12 protein-coding genes, 1 tRNA gene and 1 pseudogene are annotated in these 16,848 nt (G+C 58.4%); 8 read left to right on the top strand and 6 right to left on the bottom strand.

Annotated elements, in window-relative coordinates:
* Positions 1-52 precede the first annotated feature (52 nt).
* Together R3C98_RS02200 and R3C98_RS02195 are read right to left on the bottom strand one after the other, a co-directional pair.
* Positions 53-582, bottom strand: a pseudogene (locus tag R3C98_RS02200) (transposase).
* A gap of 215 nt (positions 583-797) precedes the next feature.
* On the bottom strand, positions 798-2,174 hold the full coding sequence (locus R3C98_RS02195) for a DUF6538 domain-containing protein (RefSeq protein ID WP_291075194.1): 1,377 nt from the start codon (positions 2,172-2,174) through the stop codon (positions 798-800).
* An 826-nt stretch (positions 2,175-3,000) separates the two neighbouring features.
* Between R3C98_RS02195 and R3C98_RS02190 the strand changes: the two genes are divergently transcribed.
* The 3 genes from R3C98_RS02190 to R3C98_RS02180 all read left to right on the top strand — a co-directional run bounded on the left by R3C98_RS02190 (position 3,001) and on the right by R3C98_RS02180 (position 5,029).
* Positions 3,001-3,414 (top strand): hypothetical protein, encoded by a 414-nt coding sequence (locus tag R3C98_RS02190; RefSeq protein ID WP_291075193.1) that lies wholly within the window; start codon positions 3,001-3,003, stop codon positions 3,412-3,414.
* A gap of 326 nt (positions 3,415-3,740) precedes the next feature.
* Positions 3,741-4,562, top strand: a complete 822-nt coding sequence (locus R3C98_RS02185; RefSeq protein WP_371312484.1) for a hypothetical protein — start codon at positions 3,741-3,743, stop codon at positions 4,560-4,562.
* A gap of 191 nt (positions 4,563-4,753) precedes the next feature.
* Positions 4,754-5,029: an AlpA family transcriptional regulator gene (locus R3C98_RS02180; RefSeq protein WP_291075191.1), complete on the top strand. Its 276-nt coding sequence runs from the start codon at positions 4,754-4,756 to the stop codon at positions 5,027-5,029.
* Between the two features lie 14 nt (positions 5,030-5,043).
* Here R3C98_RS02180 and R3C98_RS02175 read toward each other — a convergent pair whose 3' ends face one another.
* The 4 genes from R3C98_RS02175 to R3C98_RS02160 all read right to left on the bottom strand — a co-directional run bounded on the left by R3C98_RS02175 (position 5,044) and on the right by R3C98_RS02160 (position 10,100).
* A complete protein-coding gene (locus R3C98_RS02175; protein WP_291075190.1) occupies positions 5,044-7,365 on the bottom strand; it encodes a S8 family peptidase in 2,322 nt (773 codons plus the stop codon).
* Positions 7,366-7,414: 49 nt separating this feature from the next.
* Complete coding sequence (locus R3C98_RS02170; RefSeq protein WP_291075189.1) at positions 7,415-8,497, bottom strand: AAA family ATPase; 1,083 nt, start codon at positions 8,495-8,497, stop codon at positions 7,415-7,417.
* A 147-nt stretch (positions 8,498-8,644) separates the two neighbouring features.
* A complete protein-coding gene (locus R3C98_RS02165; RefSeq protein ID WP_291075188.1) occupies positions 8,645-9,829 on the bottom strand; it encodes an integrase arm-type DNA-binding domain-containing protein in 1,185 nt (394 codons plus the stop codon).
* Between the two features lie 186 nt (positions 9,830-10,015).
* Positions 10,016-10,100 (bottom strand) — tRNA-Leu (locus R3C98_RS02160).
* A gap of 323 nt (positions 10,101-10,423) precedes the next feature.
* Here R3C98_RS02160 and R3C98_RS02155 point away from each other — a divergent pair.
* The 5 genes from R3C98_RS02155 to R3C98_RS02135 all read left to right on the top strand — a co-directional run bounded on the left by R3C98_RS02155 (position 10,424) and on the right by R3C98_RS02135 (position 16,846).
* Positions 10,424-11,845 carry a trehalose-6-phosphate synthase gene (locus tag R3C98_RS02155; RefSeq protein ID WP_371312483.1) on the top strand — a complete coding sequence of 474 codons (1,422 nt, stop codon included), beginning with the start codon at positions 10,424-10,426 and terminating at the stop codon, positions 11,843-11,845.
* Positions 11,842-12,573, top strand: coding sequence for a trehalose-phosphatase (gene otsB, locus R3C98_RS02150; protein WP_371312482.1), 732 nt, complete (start codon positions 11,842-11,844; stop codon positions 12,571-12,573). Before R3C98_RS02155 ends, otsB begins: the two co-directional genes overlap by 4 nt.
* The gene (locus R3C98_RS02145; protein ID WP_371312481.1) at positions 12,570-14,339 is read left to right on the top strand and encodes a glycoside hydrolase family 15 protein; all 1,770 of its coding nucleotides are present in this window, start codon (positions 12,570-12,572) and stop codon (positions 14,337-14,339) included. Before otsB ends, R3C98_RS02145 begins: the two co-directional genes overlap by 4 nt.
* 126 nt (positions 14,340-14,465) lie before the next feature.
* Entirely contained in the window at positions 14,466-15,899 is a 1,434-nt protein-coding gene (locus R3C98_RS02140; RefSeq protein ID WP_371312480.1) for a circularly permuted type 2 ATP-grasp protein, read from the top strand.
* A gap of 5 nt (positions 15,900-15,904) precedes the next feature.
* On the top strand, positions 15,905-16,846 hold the full coding sequence (locus R3C98_RS02135) for an alpha-E domain-containing protein (protein ID WP_371312479.1): 942 nt from the start codon (positions 15,905-15,907) through the stop codon (positions 16,844-16,846).
* Positions 16,847-16,848: the final 2 nt, after the last annotated feature.

Raw genomic sequence — 16,848 nt, 5'->3', positions numbered from 1 at the left:
TAGATAAGGTCTCTATCCCGCCCGCTCCGTCCGCCGTAAACTGCATCATTCATTACAGGCGCGCAGAGTCGCGGGGCGCTGTTGCACAAATCCGGCTCTGAACGGATTGTCCCGACCCCGGGCGCAATTCGGCCACGGGCATCGTGATCGGTGTTCCGATAGCGGTGAAGCGGTTAAGGACCGCGATGCGCACATGCATCTCGACAACCTGACGCTCAAAGGGTCTCGCCATGAGGCTCTGCCCCAGTCGTTTGACACAGTTCATTTTCGTCTCCACCCGGCTTCGTCGATGATAACAGCCAGCGACTGCTGGCGACGGCACAGCGTACTGAAATCCGGCACGGACCAGTCCAGCCCGATCAGGGTCAGGAGGCTTTCGACAAAGCCAGTTGTCTGACGCAGGGCGAGACCGAACACCACCTTGATCGTCAGGCCGGCCTGTCGCGCCCGTTTGCCGAAAGGCTTCGCCTCCTTGGACATGTCCGGGCCGCTCCAGATCATCAGCGACCCGCGACGCTTCAATGCGGCGTTATAGGAGGGCCAGTTCGTCGTCTTGCACCTCGTTCGAGGAGGTGCGCTCATGCCTCAATGGCTAACACACTGAATTCACAACGTGAATCCGACAGCGATTTATGCAACAGCGCCTCTCTTGAGCGATCAGAAAGTAGTCTGAAGCCGACAATAGCTGTGCGTGCACATCGGTCCGCTTCCAGCAAAAAATTGCCGGACGCCTTAGATGCTGCGAACGGCAGGAACGGGCCGAGGCCATGTTAAAACGCACTGACTTGGCCGCGTGTCTACCCGAACAACCCCTCCGGCACGGGATGCGCAATCTTGAGAAGCTCGTCCCGTCGGTAGGCCATTGAGCCGCCGTCGCCATAGGCGGGGCGGCTTGTGGCGTGGCCCATGAGGAGGCAGCGCAGGCCATAATCAAGGCCCGCTTCCAGCATGCGCTTCTCGAAGGAATGGCGGAACGAGTAGATGACGTGGTTCTCCGTCGGGAACAGGCCGCGATTGCGGAAAGTGGTCATCAGGGATTGCGAGAGAAGGTCGCTGCGGTCGCGGTAGTGCGGGAAGCCCTTCGGCGCGCGCTTCATCGCTTCAAGTGAGACGCCCACCAGAGGGATATCTCGGATCGAGGCGTTGGTCTTGATCTCGCGGCCCCGGCGCGGGCGGATGCGGATATAGGGTGCGTCCGTGTCGAGGCAGATATCATCCTCGCGCAGGTTCGCGATCTCGCTCGGGCGGCAGCCAGTTTCAATGAGCGCGTAGACGATGAGGCGGGCCTGGTCCTTGATGCCTTTCAGGGCATCCGGGACGAGGATCTTCTGGCGCACCCAGTCGGTCTCGAATGGCGGCACTTCGGCCTTCACGGTTTCCTTGAAGGAGAGGTTGCGGAACGGGTTCTGGCGGGACTCCTCGCCGATATGTTTGAAATACTCGGTCAGGAGCTTGCGCAGATTGCCGATATCGCGATTGGCCGTATTGGCCTGCAGCGCCTTGCCGCCCTTTTTCGGTTTCAGCCGCTCGCCCCACCAGTGATAGAATTTCAGCGCATCGTCGCGGGTGATCTTGGTGACCGGCTTGTCGCCGACAACCTCAATGAAATAGCCGATGGGGCGCTGCTTGGTCTTGAGCCAGAGCCGCTTCTGGTTGGCGGATTTGGCGAGGAGTTCGCTGAAGGCGATCTTCTCGCAATAGATTTCGAAGACTTCCGACAGTTTTGGCGAGGGTCGCGGCGCACCGCCAAGGAGGCCTTCGGCTTCAGTCTTCACGCGGGGCGTGGTGTCACCCTTGTCGACCTGTTCGAAGGCCCGGATGCGCTCGATAATGTCATCAAGGCCATAGGTGATGGCAAGCTCGTCTGCCGGGATATAGGACAGGCCCCTTGCCGAGGCGCGCGCCCTTGCGGCCTTGTAGCGCCGCTCGGCGAATTCGAGCTTGCGCGTGTCGACAATCTCGGGACGGGCATAAAGGTCGAGCAGGGTTGCCCAGTACTGGTCATCGACCGCTTCCTGGGCGTTGCGGCGCTCGCGCGCGATTTCGAGGGAATTGGTGCGCAGGGTCACGCGGATCGTATGGCGCCCGTCAAGATGGCGCAGCCGTGTCGGCACGCGGCGCACATAGTGCCATTTCCTGCCGCGTTTCTGGAGGTATCTGTCCTCTTCACGCATCGCCGGGGACTTTCCTTGTGTGCTTTTTGATGCACGGAAAGTTACGCAAAATGCGGGCCGGGTGAAATTCGGAGCGGTCGAAACAGGGCTTAAGCCCTTGTTTCGTATGCGCTTTTCGAGATTTCGATTGGAGCGGGCGAGGTGGCAAAGATCAACGAAATGAGATTGCGCCGCTGCGCTTTCCTTCAGCTCGGACTTTTCCCATTTTCGTATGAAATCTGATGGCGTCATAGACCCTTGGTAACCACAAATAGAGACGGGGCAAGCCCCCGGAAAATCCAAGAAAAGCGTCTGATTCGGTGTATTTTTTCCTTCAGGCCCAATGGCATGAAATGCCACTTGGGCCATGGTGATTTTCCTTGCCGGTTTTGCGCCCGGTCAAGGGGCTTTGCCCGCTTCGCGGCGCGTGTTCCACGCGCCCTTGACCGGGCGCAAAACAGGCGACACGGACCCTGAATCCAGCGATTTGAGTAGGCGGTGGCAATATCGCGAGTATTGGGTTTTCCAGCATATTGCGGCAAAAGGCGGCGTAAGTCTGGATGGTGGTGGACAGCGAATCCGGGAGGGCAAGATAATAAGCAGTGGCACCATGTGCCACTTAAGCCCTTGTCTGCACATCTCTTTTTTGGCGCCTCTTGTGCGCAGATGTGGTGCACAATTCCGGCCTCGTGCCCGCAAACACTGAAAATTCTGTGCACCACGCTTTGCAAACCGCTGCACGGCCTTGCAAAGCCTTGCCGCGATTTGCCGCCATTCCGACTAGGCACTCGAGCCGCGCTCGTCGACACTTACGGCCAACCCACCAGCCAGTGCCGAGCCGACATCCATGAAGCCCCGCGTCAATCTCCGCCTCGATGCCCAACTCCTCGCCATGCTGGAGGACGTCGCCTTCGAGCATCAGACCACCAAGACCGCAGTCCTCGAGGCGGCGCTTCGCCACTTCTTCAGCGAGGAGCGCGACTACACGCTCGAAGACCGCGTGATGAAGCGAATGGACAATTTCGAAACGCGCATGGGGCGGCTCGAATGGAAGGCCAATCTCAACGTTGAGATCATGTCCCACTACATGCACTATTGGCTGACGCGAACCGACCCGCTTCCGCCATCCCAGCGCGATGCTATGGCGGCGCTTGGGTACCGGCGGTTTAATCACTTCATGGACCAGGTCTCGGTGAAGATGAAGAAGCGGCGGACGCTGTCGCATGAATCGCTGCGCTGGCAGGGCGCAGAGCCGGATTAGTGGGCGACACTTTGTGACGTCTCACGTGCAGCGATTCTAGAACGCTGAAACTGTTTTCAAGAATGTGCCCGTTTGGAAAGCACCTAGCATCCTATTTGCACGCAATCAGCGCGCCGTGGTGCTGCAAGACTGCAGCTCTTTGATCCCATTGTCTTTAATTGCCAGTGAGTCCGCGAGAATAGGTCATCAAGCAAATGGAACCCGTCAGTCTGCAAACTGGCCAATGTCCATAGTGCTTGCGTTACGTTCCGCCGCTTGACCAAGGATGGATTCTTCGAGCACATCATTATGCAAAGGAAAGACTCAACGAAAGCAGGGGACAGCACATGCAGATGAATTCGATTCGATGGACCTCTTTGGCGATTATCTTTGGAGTCCTCGGAAGCTTGGCGCACGCGCAAACCGACAGCCGTGTGGCGACTCTCACTTTCGAGCCGGGAATTTATGCCGGAGAATACAAGCTTACGCTTTCCACGGGCGAAACCGTCGGGCCCTTGACAGGAACTCAAACGATCGAGCTGCCTGTCGGCGAACACAGATTGGCGATCGCGACCGGCGATGCCATTCCTTTTAACAGCGACCAGACTGGGTGTTCACAAACACCAACCCATCCGGCAGTTCGCTGCAGAGCGTCCAAGCTCATATTCAACACGTCAACGGTTCGGTTTCGTACGAACGAGTTTGCTGGAGGTTACAAAGTCGCGCGTGTTGAGCCTGAGCATATCGTCGGGGATCGACCCGTTGTCCTCGTAAAGGGCGTAACAAATTGGTATTTGAATATCGGTACATCCTCGGTTCAATTCTCCACGGACCCGGGCGGAAATGTGCTGCAACCAGCCGATGTCGGATTACGTGCAGATCGAAAGCGATTGGTCTTTGAACCGGTACCTATCCTGGTCCATCCGGTAGCGTTCGAAGGCACCGTGTCCGTAGAGCGCATTGATGCGGCCAAACAGGGACCTCGAACTGTACAATTGATTCCCGGACTGACCAATTACTTCTTGAAAATCCGGCCGAGCAATGCCCTCACGCTCCGCATGGACATGCCAGCGAACGGTGAAGCGCCCGCGACAATCCCGTTCGAGATCATCGAATCCAGTGGTGAATTAACGCAGCACTATATTGCCTTCTGGCGCATCGAAAGTTGACCGACGTCTCACCTGTTCCGCGAACTTCCTTGTCAGCAAGGCGCGCCATTCGCTTTGAACCCGCTTGCAAGGTCTTGCGAACTCATGCCGCGATTTGCCGCCATTCCGACTAGGCAGGGCACGGATCACGCGGGATCATGGGGCAAGGCTGGCGCAGTGGCTGGCCGCGTTTTGTGTAAGGAGTTTTTGCCATGTCCAGACCCGGCATCGTGCCCATGCCTTCCCGTAGTTCGGGGGCATCCGGACCCATCCCGCACGCGCCGCAACGCTTCCTGTCCCTGCGCGACGTGCTCGACCGTCTGACTATCAGCCGTTCACTGCTCTACGAACTGATCAAGGACCCGGTCCAGCCCTTTCCCGCGCCAGTGCATCTGGGACGGCGCAGCGTCTGGGTTGAAGGCGAAGTCGAGGAATACATGATTGCCCTTGTAGAAAAAGATCGCCAACTTCCACAAAATGGACGCTAATGAAATGCTGACAATCAAACTGCGATTGCTGCGCGAGCCGCAACAGCAGCGTCAATAGCCGCCTGCACTTCGACGTAGAGCTCGGTTTCGACGTGCTCGGCATCAATTTCGACCACCAACGAAAAGCGGACTTCCGGGAGGCTGTCTTTAAGCAAAACTTTGGATTTCCACCAGCCGGTCACAGGGTGCACCGCGATGAGATTTCGGCGGGCTAGGTCAGAGGCTCGGCAAGTCAGTTGGTCGATGTGAAGTGACCCGACATCGCGACGGTTGGAACCGAACTCCCAAAGATCGTCTTCTATACTCTGCGGTCCTTCTGGATTGTCAGCAATCTTACTAATTCTGGCTATGAACCTGTCTGCGTTCTCGTCGGCGCGATTCAACTTGAAACGAAGATTGTGCGACGCATAGCGATACTTCGAACCGCGTGATGCCTCAGATGGATTGGGGGCGACGAAACTACTCAGGGCCACACGAAGTGTAATCTCTGTGTTTCCGAGCTTGCGCAACTCTTCAACGGGCCAAGGTAACGTGAATAGTTTCATTTCGTTGTGAACATCACCGCCAGTTTTTTCTGACAGGCCATAGGGCGTGATGGCATCTTCGACGATCAACGTTAGTGCGTTTGATGCGCTTCGCCGTGCTCGACTAAGGTCCGGAATGCCATAACCATAGCGTTTGAACAAAGACGCGAAGTCGCCCTTCTGAGGTGCTGCAGGCAGATGAGATTTCATCTGCTGATTCCAACGAGCCGATGATACATACAGAGCGCGAACGGTTTCTGGCCATAATTCAGGATAATCAGACCAGAGTTCGGTTATGCTTTTCGCCGCCAAAGCCGTCGCGGCACTGGTATCATGACTAAATGCGAATGACCGAGTTGGATAATTGTGGTGCGTCGTTAGAAGCGACAACCACCCATGACGCATCGGTGGGGGGGCGGCGCTTAAAGCCCAGTTTCCACCTTCAAGCACTACGTCAGGCTTTAAGGGCCAAATGGAAGACCAAGACGCAGTGCGAGAAGCAGGCGAAAGATCGCCAAATGGCGCAACCGGTTTGGCTTGCTCGTCGGCTGGTAACTGCGTTTTCTCGGTGTACGCGCCGACGGCAATGGCGTTCCATGCTTGGGCCGGCGACTCGATTTCGTTATCTTCATGATCGCATGTGCTTAGGTAATTCCCCGCCCCAAACGAAAAATTATCGGTATTGCCTGCTGATACCAAAATCAGGCGCTTTATGCGGCGTTGACCCGACACCCCGGCAGAGAGTTGGTCAATTTCACTGGACCAAGAGGTGGGTGCGCCATCATGGGGCGTGTCTTCTCCAGTAGTTGTAGCCAAAGTGAAAGTGCGACGGCGCGGATGCGTCTGCTCAACAACATCCACCCCGTCCCGAGTGACGGCGCCCAACAGATGATGAGGGTTTGCACCCGCATCTGGCAATAGCTTTACCGATTCTAGTCTATTGCTTACTGCAACGGGACCATTCTGATTCAGGTTAGGCGTCAGATCGCCATACAGCGCCAAACCCGCCATCTGTGTGCCGTGTCCCCGAACATCTTCCACGCCCCAAGCAAAGTTGGCAGCGTACCGATCAGCCGCGGCTAGTGCTGGTTGAACTAGTGGATGCGCCCGGCTGACACCCGTGTCCATAAGGGTAACATATCCAGTATCCGCGTTCGGATGAAAATTTGTCCTTTGAAGAAGTTCGCCTACCCACTGAGCTTGCTCATCAACGTCCATTGCGTCGAAGAAATCGGCTGTAACGGTGGGAGCCGCTAACGCTCGTACGCCGCCAATCCGTCGAATGGCAGTGGCGAGAGAATTGCGAGTTCCATTGGCGATGACAACTACATCTTCAGGGAAAAGGAGGCGTTGTTGGCCAACGGAGACGCCATGTTCCTCAGCTCGCTGAACGAATTGTTCTGCGGTTGAGGGCTCCAACCACACTTCCCAGTTTGTTGCCTGCTCATCGTTGGGGAAGTTGTCGGCTGGACTGCGCCACAATGCACGTAGTCCGGCTTCCGTAATTGCTTCAACGCTTTGAACAAGATCTGCATTTTTTGGACGGCCAGGAATGAGTTGGCCATTCTTCTCTCTTTCAGGAGTGTCCTCGGTTCGAAACTGATCAACTTTTTTTCGGAGCTTTTCGATGCCTTTGGCAGTCGCAAATACTGTAGCCTGCTCCTGATTTGCGCCGTCGCCCGCGCCGCTTCCAATGCGAAGAAGCTTAAGATCGCTGGCGTCGAGGCTATCCCTTTTTAGGCGCTCGTTGGGGCGTGACGTAAACTCAAGATAAACTCCTGGCAGGTTGGCGACTTCTATATCTGGAAGCAAGTCAATTGCCTGAAGAAGGGCTTGAGCGTGGGCCGCCCGGTTCGCTACGTCACTTGGTCTTTTTGTTCCGCCCCCGCCCTTCGCTTTGAACGGGCGAGCTCTTCCCAGATCGCGCAGATGAAAATGTCGAAGTTTTCGTACCATTGTCGTCAGTCCCTATTCCTTGCAGCGACCGACGTCGTTCGAGAGCATTGATCAAATCCTGTGTCGCAATTTTACCCGAGTCGGCAAGCACCGCACGGCGGGCCGCGTCTTCAGCAGCTGCTACAACATCAGCTGTCGATAGCCCCAGCGCAGCATCTATCACTCGCTTCCAAGCCATTCGAGAAGTCGAAAATCCGATGAGACGACGCTCGAGTGCGCTTTTGATCGAAGGCCCATCCGGCAATTGATATGGCAGTACGATATCGAAGCGGCGTAAAACGGCACGATCCAGTATTTCAGGAAGATTTGTCGTAGCGATGACAATAGATGGGCCAGTGTCTTCATCCAGAAACTGGAGGAAAGAATTTAGGACTCGGCGGGCCTCTCCTACGTCGTTGTCGTTGCCGCGAGATGCCGCAAGCGCGTCGATTTCGTCGAATAAATACACGCCGCGTGTGGTTTTGATGGCGTCGAACACCATTTTGAGTTTTTGAGCAGTCTCACCCATAAATTTCGTGATGAGGCCGTGTAACATCACAGAAAACAGCGGGTACTGAAGTTCGCCAGCCAAAGCCGAAGCACTCAAAGTTTTGCCGGTTCCTGGTGGGCCAGAAAGCAAAACGCGTCGCCGAGGCTTGAGGCCCTTTGCTTCAAGCTTTTCCCGCATCCGAGTTTCTATTACTATGTGTGCAAGTTCATCTTCTATTCTTGAAGGTAGAATCACATCGTTTAGCCGTTCAGAAGGATACGACGCTGCTAGAAACTGACCTAAATCACCACGCGGCGTGGCAATTGGCGTAACCTCAGGTCTGCGGCTCGCCGGTACCTTTTGGCCAGCTTCGGCCCACTGTCGAAGCTGTTCCGCTAAACGTTTGTGCCCCTTTTGCTCCTCGATTGCAGAAAGCTGCATTGCCAGATCAAAAAATCGATCTGAATCACCTTCTGCGTGGCTCTTTACGAGGCCGATGAGTTGCTGAGCGGATGCCATAACAAACTAGTTCTCCCTCCGTGAATCATAACTGCGAAATAGTTAATAGACTAGGCTCAACAGGCATGGCGAGCGCGACATTCGTTTCGTGCACGCAGTCAACAGATAGAGGTTGAGGCCCGCTCACTAGGCAATTCCAGATAAGGATCAATTTACGAAGCCCAGCACCTCGCCCGCCCACCATTCGGCCATTTCGACGCGCTGATCCCAATACGTTGCGCGGTGGTAGGCTTTGCGGACCTGGTCGGCGCCCATGTGGGCGAGTTCGGCTTCGATGGCGTCGGGGTGCCATTTGTTGCTTTCGTTGAGCAGGCTTGAGGCGCTGGCGCGAAAGCCGTGGGAGGTCATTTCGTCCTTTTTGTAGCCGAGACGGCGCAGCGAGCCGTTGAGCGTGTTCTCGCTGATCGGCTTGCCGCGTGAGAGCTGCGAGACGAAGACGTAAGGCTCGTTGCCGGTGATGGTGTGGAGGCGCTTCAGGATGTCCACCGCTGCGCCCGGCAGGGGCTTTCTGTGTTCGCGGCGCATCTTGGTACGCGCGGCGGGAATGGTCCAGGTGCGCTTCTTGAGGTCGTATTCGTCCCATGTGGAGAGGCGCAACTCGCCCGGCCTAGGATAAAGCAGGGCCATGAGCTGCAAGCCCGCTTTGGTCTCGATCGCGCCGTCATAGGACCAGATCGCGCGAATGAGGCCTGCGAACTTGTCCCGGTCCACGATTGCGGGGCGATGAGTGACCTTCGGCGTGATTAGCGCGCCGCGCAGGCCAGCGGTCGGATCATGCTCACAGCGGGCGGTGGCGACGGCATAACGGAAGACCTGAGAAATCACGGCGCGCAGGCGGCGAGCAGTTTCGTAATTGCCTTCCGCCTCCACCTTGCGAAGCGGGACGAGGACATGGGTCGGCTTGATCTGCGTGACGGGCAGGTCGGCAAGGTCGGCATTGGCGATGCCAATCAGCCATGCCTTCTTTGACAGGGTGGTTTCAGCAAGGCCCTCGCGGCGGTTCTTGTCAAGCAGTTCGGCGGCGAGCGCGGAGAAGGTGTCTTCGGTCAGCGCCTTCTGTTCAAGCTTGTCGACCTTGGCCTGCAGCATGGGGTCGATACCATCTAGTAGCAAGGCGCGTGCTTCGGTGCGCTTCTCGCGGGCCTTGGCGAGCGAGATGTCCGGATAAGGGCCGAGCGCCATCAGCTTTTGTTTGCCGTCGAACTTGTAGGCATAGCGCCAGAGCTTGGAGCCATTGGGGCGCACTTCGACAAACAGATTGCCGCCATCAGTGTAACGGCGCGGCTTGTCTTCGGGCTTAAGGCTTCGAATTTTCAGGTCAGTTAGGGGCATGGTATGGTACGGGTAGGTTTAGTGACCCTCATTCTGTACCATACTACCAGAGGCCGTACCAGACTTCGATCAGGACGGAGGCGGACACGAGAGAGCACTCGTGGACACGAAGACCAACTAAGTATCTGTTTTTATTGATTTTTATGGACGTCTGCGGATGCTGAAAAATGCACACGAATATGGTACTGGTGCCCAGAAGAGGACTCGAACCTCCACGCCTTGCGGCACACGGACCTGAACCGTGCGCGTCTACCAATTCCGCCATCTGGGCACAGGATTGGAAGGCGCGGATGTATAAGCCCGCGGCGCTGTCGTCAACGGGGAATCCCAGCCTTCTTCAGCTTTGTTTTCATGATGAAGCCTGTCGCCGGGCCGCTGCCTGAGGGGACCGTAACGGCACGGCTTCTGCCGGACTCCATTATATTGTGCGGGTCCCTCCCGGGCTCAGTGCGGGGAGGGGGGCTCACCCACATGGAAAGCGGCGCAACGGCTGTCATATTTCTAGGCGAAGCTGCTATTGGAGAAAGAATTCGCCTCGTGGAGGTTGGGTCGCGACACGGAGCGGCCTAAAAGTGACTCAACAGGAAAGAACCGATGACAAGCGTACAGGCAGACACATCGGCCAAGCCGCCCGGGCGTCTGGTCGCCATCTCCAACCGGACGGCTGCAGGCAGTGAAAGCAAGGCGGGCGGGCTCGCCGTGGCGCTTTGGGAAACCCTGGTGGAAACCAAGGGGTTGTGGATCGGCTGGTCTGGTCGGGTCCTCGATTTTGAAACCGCCCGGGTCAATTATGTCGAGGAGGAGGGGGTCCAGTTTGCGCTGAGCGACCTGTCGCGACGTCAGTATGACGGGTTCTACCTCGCCTATGCGAATTCGGTGCTCTGGCCGGTCATGCACAACCGGATCGATCTCGCCGTGTTCGAAGCCGATACGTATCGCAATTACCGGTCCGTGAACGAGAAATTTGCCCGGATCGCGGTTCAGGAGGCCCGCCCGGATGATTTTGTCTGGGTCCACGATTATCATTTCTTCCTGCTCGGCAAGATGATGCGCCAGCGCGGCTGGCAGGGGCGCCTCGGCTGGTTCCTGCACATCCCGTTTCCAGCGCCGGATGCCTTCCGCGCCATTCCGCAACACAGGGAACTCGGGGAAGCCATGTGCGCCTATGATGTCGTCGGCGTGCAGACCGGCAGGGATCTCTACAATCTTGCCCGCTACCTGGAAGAAGAGTTCGGCGCAGAAGAATTGCCTGATGGGCGGTTCAGGGTGGGGGAACGGACCGTCCGCCTGCTGCATTGTCCGATCGGCATCGATGTCGATCCCTTTGTAGAAGCCGCGACGTGCGATGAGGCGCAGTCAGCAGCGTCGAAACTCAACAAGTTTCTCGGCAACCGCCAGCTCGTCCTCGGTGTCGACCGGATGGATTATTCCAAGGGGCTGATCCAGCGCTTCGAAGGGATGGCAGACCTGTTCGACCGTCATCCCGATGTGCATGGGCGTATTTCCTTTACCCAGATCGCTCCGCCATCGCGCTCTGTCGTCGAGGGCTACCAGCAATTGCGCCAGCAGCTCGATGAATTGTCCGGCCGGATCAATGGCGACTATGGCGATCTCGACTGGATCCCGATCCGGTATCTCGCACGCGGCTATGACCGGGATGAAATTGCCGGCCTCTACCGGCAGGCGAAGGTGTGCCTTGTCACACCCTTGCAGGATGGGATGAACTTGGTCGCGAAGGAATTCATCGCGGCACAGGATCCGGCGGATCCGGGGGTTCTGGTCCTGTCCCAGTTTGCCGGCGCAGCCGAGCAGATGCGGGACGCGCTGATCGTAAATCCGTATGATGCGAGCGCCATTTCGGAAGCTGTCTATCAGGCGATCCATATGCCGTTGGAAGAGCGCAAGACCCGGTGGCGCAATCTGATGGAGGGTCTCCGGATGCAGGATCTGACCTGGTGGCGGCAGCGGTTCCTGAACGCGGTCCCCGCCGATGCCGAGGTTCCGGTACTTTCATGACAGGGCAGGGCATTGCACCGCCGCCGCTGACCGCGGACGACGCGCTATTTCTTGATTTCGATGGAACGCTGGCCGGGTTGCAGGACGATCCGGATACGGTGTTTCTCGCGCCCGGCATGGACAGGGTGCTTGAGCTGATCGGCAGCCGTCTGGGAGGAGCGCTCGCGATTCTTTCCGGCCGGGATGCGGGTGATCTTGCGCGCCGCGTTCCCGGTGGACTGTGGCGCATTGGAAATCACGGGCTGATCCCCCTGAGGCCGGATGAAGCGGCGCCGGAAGCGCGCGCTGCCGCGCCCGATGCCGTGCGCGGTGCGATCGAGACAATCAGTGCGATGTTCCATGGGACGCGTGTCGAAACCAAGGGGCCGGTTCTTGCCCTTCACTACCGGCAGGCGCCGGATTCGGCAGACCGGCTCGGCCGCGCATTGGCGGAAGCGGGACTGTCCGATGCAGGATACCGCATACAGCACGGAAAGTTCGTTTTCGAAGCCAAGCCTGAAAACGCCAACAAGGGCCGCGCGCTGGCCCATATGATGCAGGAAGTCCCTTTTGCCGGGCGCCGTCCGGTCATGATTGGTGACGATACGACCGATGAGGATGCTTTCAGGGCGGCCAATCGCCTCGGTGGGTTGACGGTCAAGGTCGGCGCAGGTGACACCGTTGCCCGGTGCCGGCTGGAAAACGTCGATGCTGTACATGCGTATCTGAAGGAGCTGGCAGGGACATGAGCGGACTGGATCTTGGAATCGTGGGAAATGGCACGATTGCCGCCCTGATCAATTCGCGCGGTGATTATCAATGGGCCTGCCTTCCGCGCTTCGATGGCCAGCCGGTGTTCAACCAGCTTCTGGGGGGTGGCGGCGCATTTTCCGTCTGGATGGAAGACCTTGCGTCCCGCACACAGTCTTACGACCACAACAGCGCCATCCTGCGAACGCGACTCGAATCCCGTGATGGCGCGATTGTCGAGATTGTCGATTTCGCGCCCCGGTTCGAGAATCAGGGGCGCATGTTCCGCCCGGCAGCATTGGTGCGCCGGTTCCGCGTCCTTGCGGGCACGCCGCGCATGCGGATTACGCTGACGCCGGAAACGGATTGGGGCGGGCGGAAGCTGAAGCCTGTCCGCGGCGTCAATCACGTCCGCTTCATTGACGAAGAGCTCGGATTTCGCGTCACGACGGACGCACCGGTTTCCTACATCCTGTCGGGAACCAGCTTCATTCTGGATCGTGAAGCCGCCTTTATTTTGGGGGCAGACGAATCCCTGTCCGATCATCCGGAAGTCATCGCGCGCGACTGGGAAGAGCGTACGCGTCTCTACTGGAAGCGCTGGGCGCGCAGCCTGGCTGTGCCGTTCGAGTGGCAGCAGGCCGTCATCCGCGCGGCGATCACGCTGAAGCTGTGCGTCTATGAGGAGACGGGCGGTATCGTCGCCGCGCTCACGACGTCTGTTCCTGAACATGAAGGGTCTGAGCGGAACTGGGATTACCGGTATTGCTGGATCCGGGATGCCTATTTCACGGTGACAGCACTGAACCGGTTGTCCGGCATGGGAACGCTTGAACACTATATGCGCTGGGTCCGGAATATTGTGGCCCAGTCAAAAGGGGGGCACATCCAGCCGGTCTATGGAATTGGCCTGGAAGCAGACCTATCCGAAGATTTTGCCAAACAGCTTCCCGGCTATCGCGGTATGGGCCCGGTGCGGGTCGGCAATCAGGCGGCCGAGCACGTCCAGCATGACGTCTACGGACAAGTTGTGCTTGGGGTGGCGCAGAGTTTCTTCGACACGCGATTGATGAAGCGGCCGGGCCTGACGGAATTCGAGCAGCTGGAGCCCGTTGGCGAGCGGGCATTCGCGGTTCACGATACGCCGGACGCCGGCATCTGGGAATTCCGGACGATCGCGCATGTGCACACGTCTTCTGCCATCATGTGCTGGGCGGCCTGTGACCGGCTGGCGAAAATCGCGGCACATCTGGGCCTGCCGGCGCGGGCAGATTACTGGCGCGAGCGGGCCGATATCATCCACGGGACGATCCTTGAGAAGGCCTGGAACGAAGAGGTCGGTGCATTCACGGCAGCCTTCGGCGGAGAGGACCTCGATGCGTCCGTCCTGCTGATGGCAGAGATCGGCTTCATCGCCGCGGATGACCCGCGTTACGTGTCCACCGTGCAGGTCATCAACCGGGATTTGCGCGAAGGCGACCATGTCTACCGCTACAAGGTGACGGATGATTTCGGGAAACCGAAGACCGCCTTTACCGCCTGTACCTTCTGGCTGGTGGATGCGCTGCACCGGATTGGCGAGACAGAAGAAGCCCGGCGTGTCTTCGAGGCGTTGCTGGCGGCACGCAACCATCTCGGCCTGCTCTCGGAAGACGTGGATACCGACACCGGAGAGCTGTGGGGCAACTTCCCGCAGACCTATTGCATGGTCGGCATCATCAACTCCGCCGCCTTGCTTTCGCGGTCCTGGAGCCAGGCGATGTAAGCAGTTTGCCCAAATATTGGGCAGCGCTGGTGCGGCTTTCTTCAAAGCGCGGCGACCTCAGCGGGGCACGGCTGTGCCTGATGGGGCGGCTTGACCGGGCACAGCCTTGCGTGTGTTGTGGGGTTTATGGGAGAGGCACCTCAATTCTTTGATGAAATGGACGGGTTCGACGGAAACGTGCGCGGACCCTATTCGGCTTATTCAAACTGGCTGCAGGAGATGAGCCGGCCGGCGCTCCTGAAGAAATCCGCTGAAGCGCAAGCCTTCTTCCGGCGCACCGGTATCACGTTCAATGTCTATGGCGAGGCCGAAGCCGACGAGCGCCTGATCCCGTTTGACCTGATCCCGCGCATCATCGGGGCAGGAGAGTGGGCGAACCTGGTTCGCGGGATCGAACAGCGGGTAAAGGCGATCAATGCGTTCCTGCATGATATCTATCACCGGCAGGAGATTATCCGGGCGGGCCGCGTGCCGGAACGCCTGATCCGTGAAAACGATGCCTTCCTGCCGCGCATGATCGGCATGGATCCGCCTGGCGGGATTTACACGCATATTGTGGGTGTGGACCTGGTCCGCACCGGCCCGAACGAATTCTTCGTGCTGGAGGACAATGCCCGCACGCCAAGCGGCGTTTCCTACATGCTGGAAAACCGCGAGACGATGCTGAAGATGTTCCCCGAGCTCTTCTCGCACATCCGGGTGGAGCCGGTTCAGCAATATCCAAGCATGCTGCGCCGGTCGCTGGAGCGGTGCGGTCCGCCCGCTGCCGACGGTAAGCGGCCCAACGTGGCGGTGCTGACGCCGGGTATCCATAATTCAGCCTATTTCGAACACGCCTTCCTGGCGGACCAGATGGGTGTCGAACTGGTCGAGGGACATGACCTTCGGGTCGCCGATGGCCGCATCGCCATGCGCACGACGCGTGGTTACGAGCCGGTCGATGTGATTTACCGCCGGATCGACGATGATTTCCTGGACCCTTTGAATTTCCGGCCGGACTCCCTGCTGGGTGTAGCTGGCATATTCGACATCTATCGGGCGGGCGGCATCACCATCGCGAATGCGCCGGGCACCGGCATTGCCGATGACAAGGCCATCTATTCCTACATGCCTGAAATCGTGGAGTTCTATACGGGGCAGAAGCCGATCCTCAAGAATGTGCCAACGTGGCGCTGTGCAGAAAAGGAAGCGCTCTCCTATGTCCTGGACCATCTGGAAGAGCTGGTGGTCAAGGAAGTGCACGGGTCCGGCGGATACGGCATGCTGGTCGGACCTGCCGCCAGCAAGGCGGAGCTGAAGGCCTTCCGGGCCAAGCTGGTGGCCAGGCCGGAAAACTACATCGCCCAGCCGACACTGGCGCTGTCAACCGTCCCGGTGCTGACAAAAGCAGGTCTTGCCCCCCGTCACGTCGATCTGCGTCCGTTCGTGCTCGTTTCACCGGACGGGGTGGAGGTGACACCGGGCGGACTGACACGCGTGGCCATGAAGAAAGGCTCCCTGGTGGTGAATTCCAGCCAGGGCGGCGGAACCAAGGACACCTGGGTCCTGAAGGGGGATTAGGGGTGATGCTCGGTCGCACAGCTGCCGGTCTCTTCTGGCTGGCCCGTTACCTGGAAAGGGCGGAGAATACATCCCGCCTGGCCGAAGCAGGGTTTCGCCTGGCGCTCACGCGGGCCGAGTCCGATACGGAAGAATGGCGGTCTGTCGTTACAACAGCCGGATGCCAGCAAGCCTATCTGGAAAAGCATGAGACCATCCGGTCAGACAAGATCCTGGATTTCATCCTGCGTGACAAGGAAAACCCCAACAGTGTCCTCTGTGCCTTCCATACGGCGCGAGAGAATGCGCGGATGACACGGACAGCCCTGACCCGGGAGGTCTGGGAAGCGATCAATGATGCCTGGATGAGCGTGCGCGATGCGCTGCGCCGTCCGGTGCCGGAACGGGATTTGCCGGAAATCCTGTCCCTGGTACGACGGCAGGGGGCGCAGGTCCGCGGCGCAGTCACCGGTACGATGCTGCGCAATGATATCTACAACTTCATCCAGATCGGGACATTGGTGGAGCGCGCCGACAACACGGCTCGAATTCTGGATACGAAATATTACGTGCTGCTGCCGTCCAGCGCTTCGATCGGGTCTTCGCTGGACAATGTCCAGTGGGAGATGATCCTGCGATCAGCATCGGCAGAGCGCAGTTTCTACTGGCTGCATGGTGGAACTGTCAGCCCGCCCGCCATTGCCGATTTCCTGATCTTCGATGCGCGCCTGCCGCGGTCCCTGGCTTTCTGCTATGATATGATCACGGAATATCTGGGCAGGCTTGCCGAGGAGTATGGCGAAAGCACGCCGGCGCATGAGCTGGCGATCCGGCAGGAAAACCGGCTGACGGCCTTGAACATTGCGCGGGTCTTTGAGGAGGGGCTCCACGAATTCCTCACCAGCTTCATGGCGCAAAATGCGGCGTTCTCCGCCCAGATCGAAACTGACTACAGGTTCAACGAGTAGGC

This window comes from Hyphomonas sp. (assembly GCF_041398465.1).
GTDB lineage: Bacteria > Pseudomonadota > Alphaproteobacteria > Caulobacterales > Hyphomonadaceae > Hyphomonas.
Note: the sequence above shows the minus strand (reverse complement) of the source record. Positions and strands in the feature narration are given on the sequence as shown.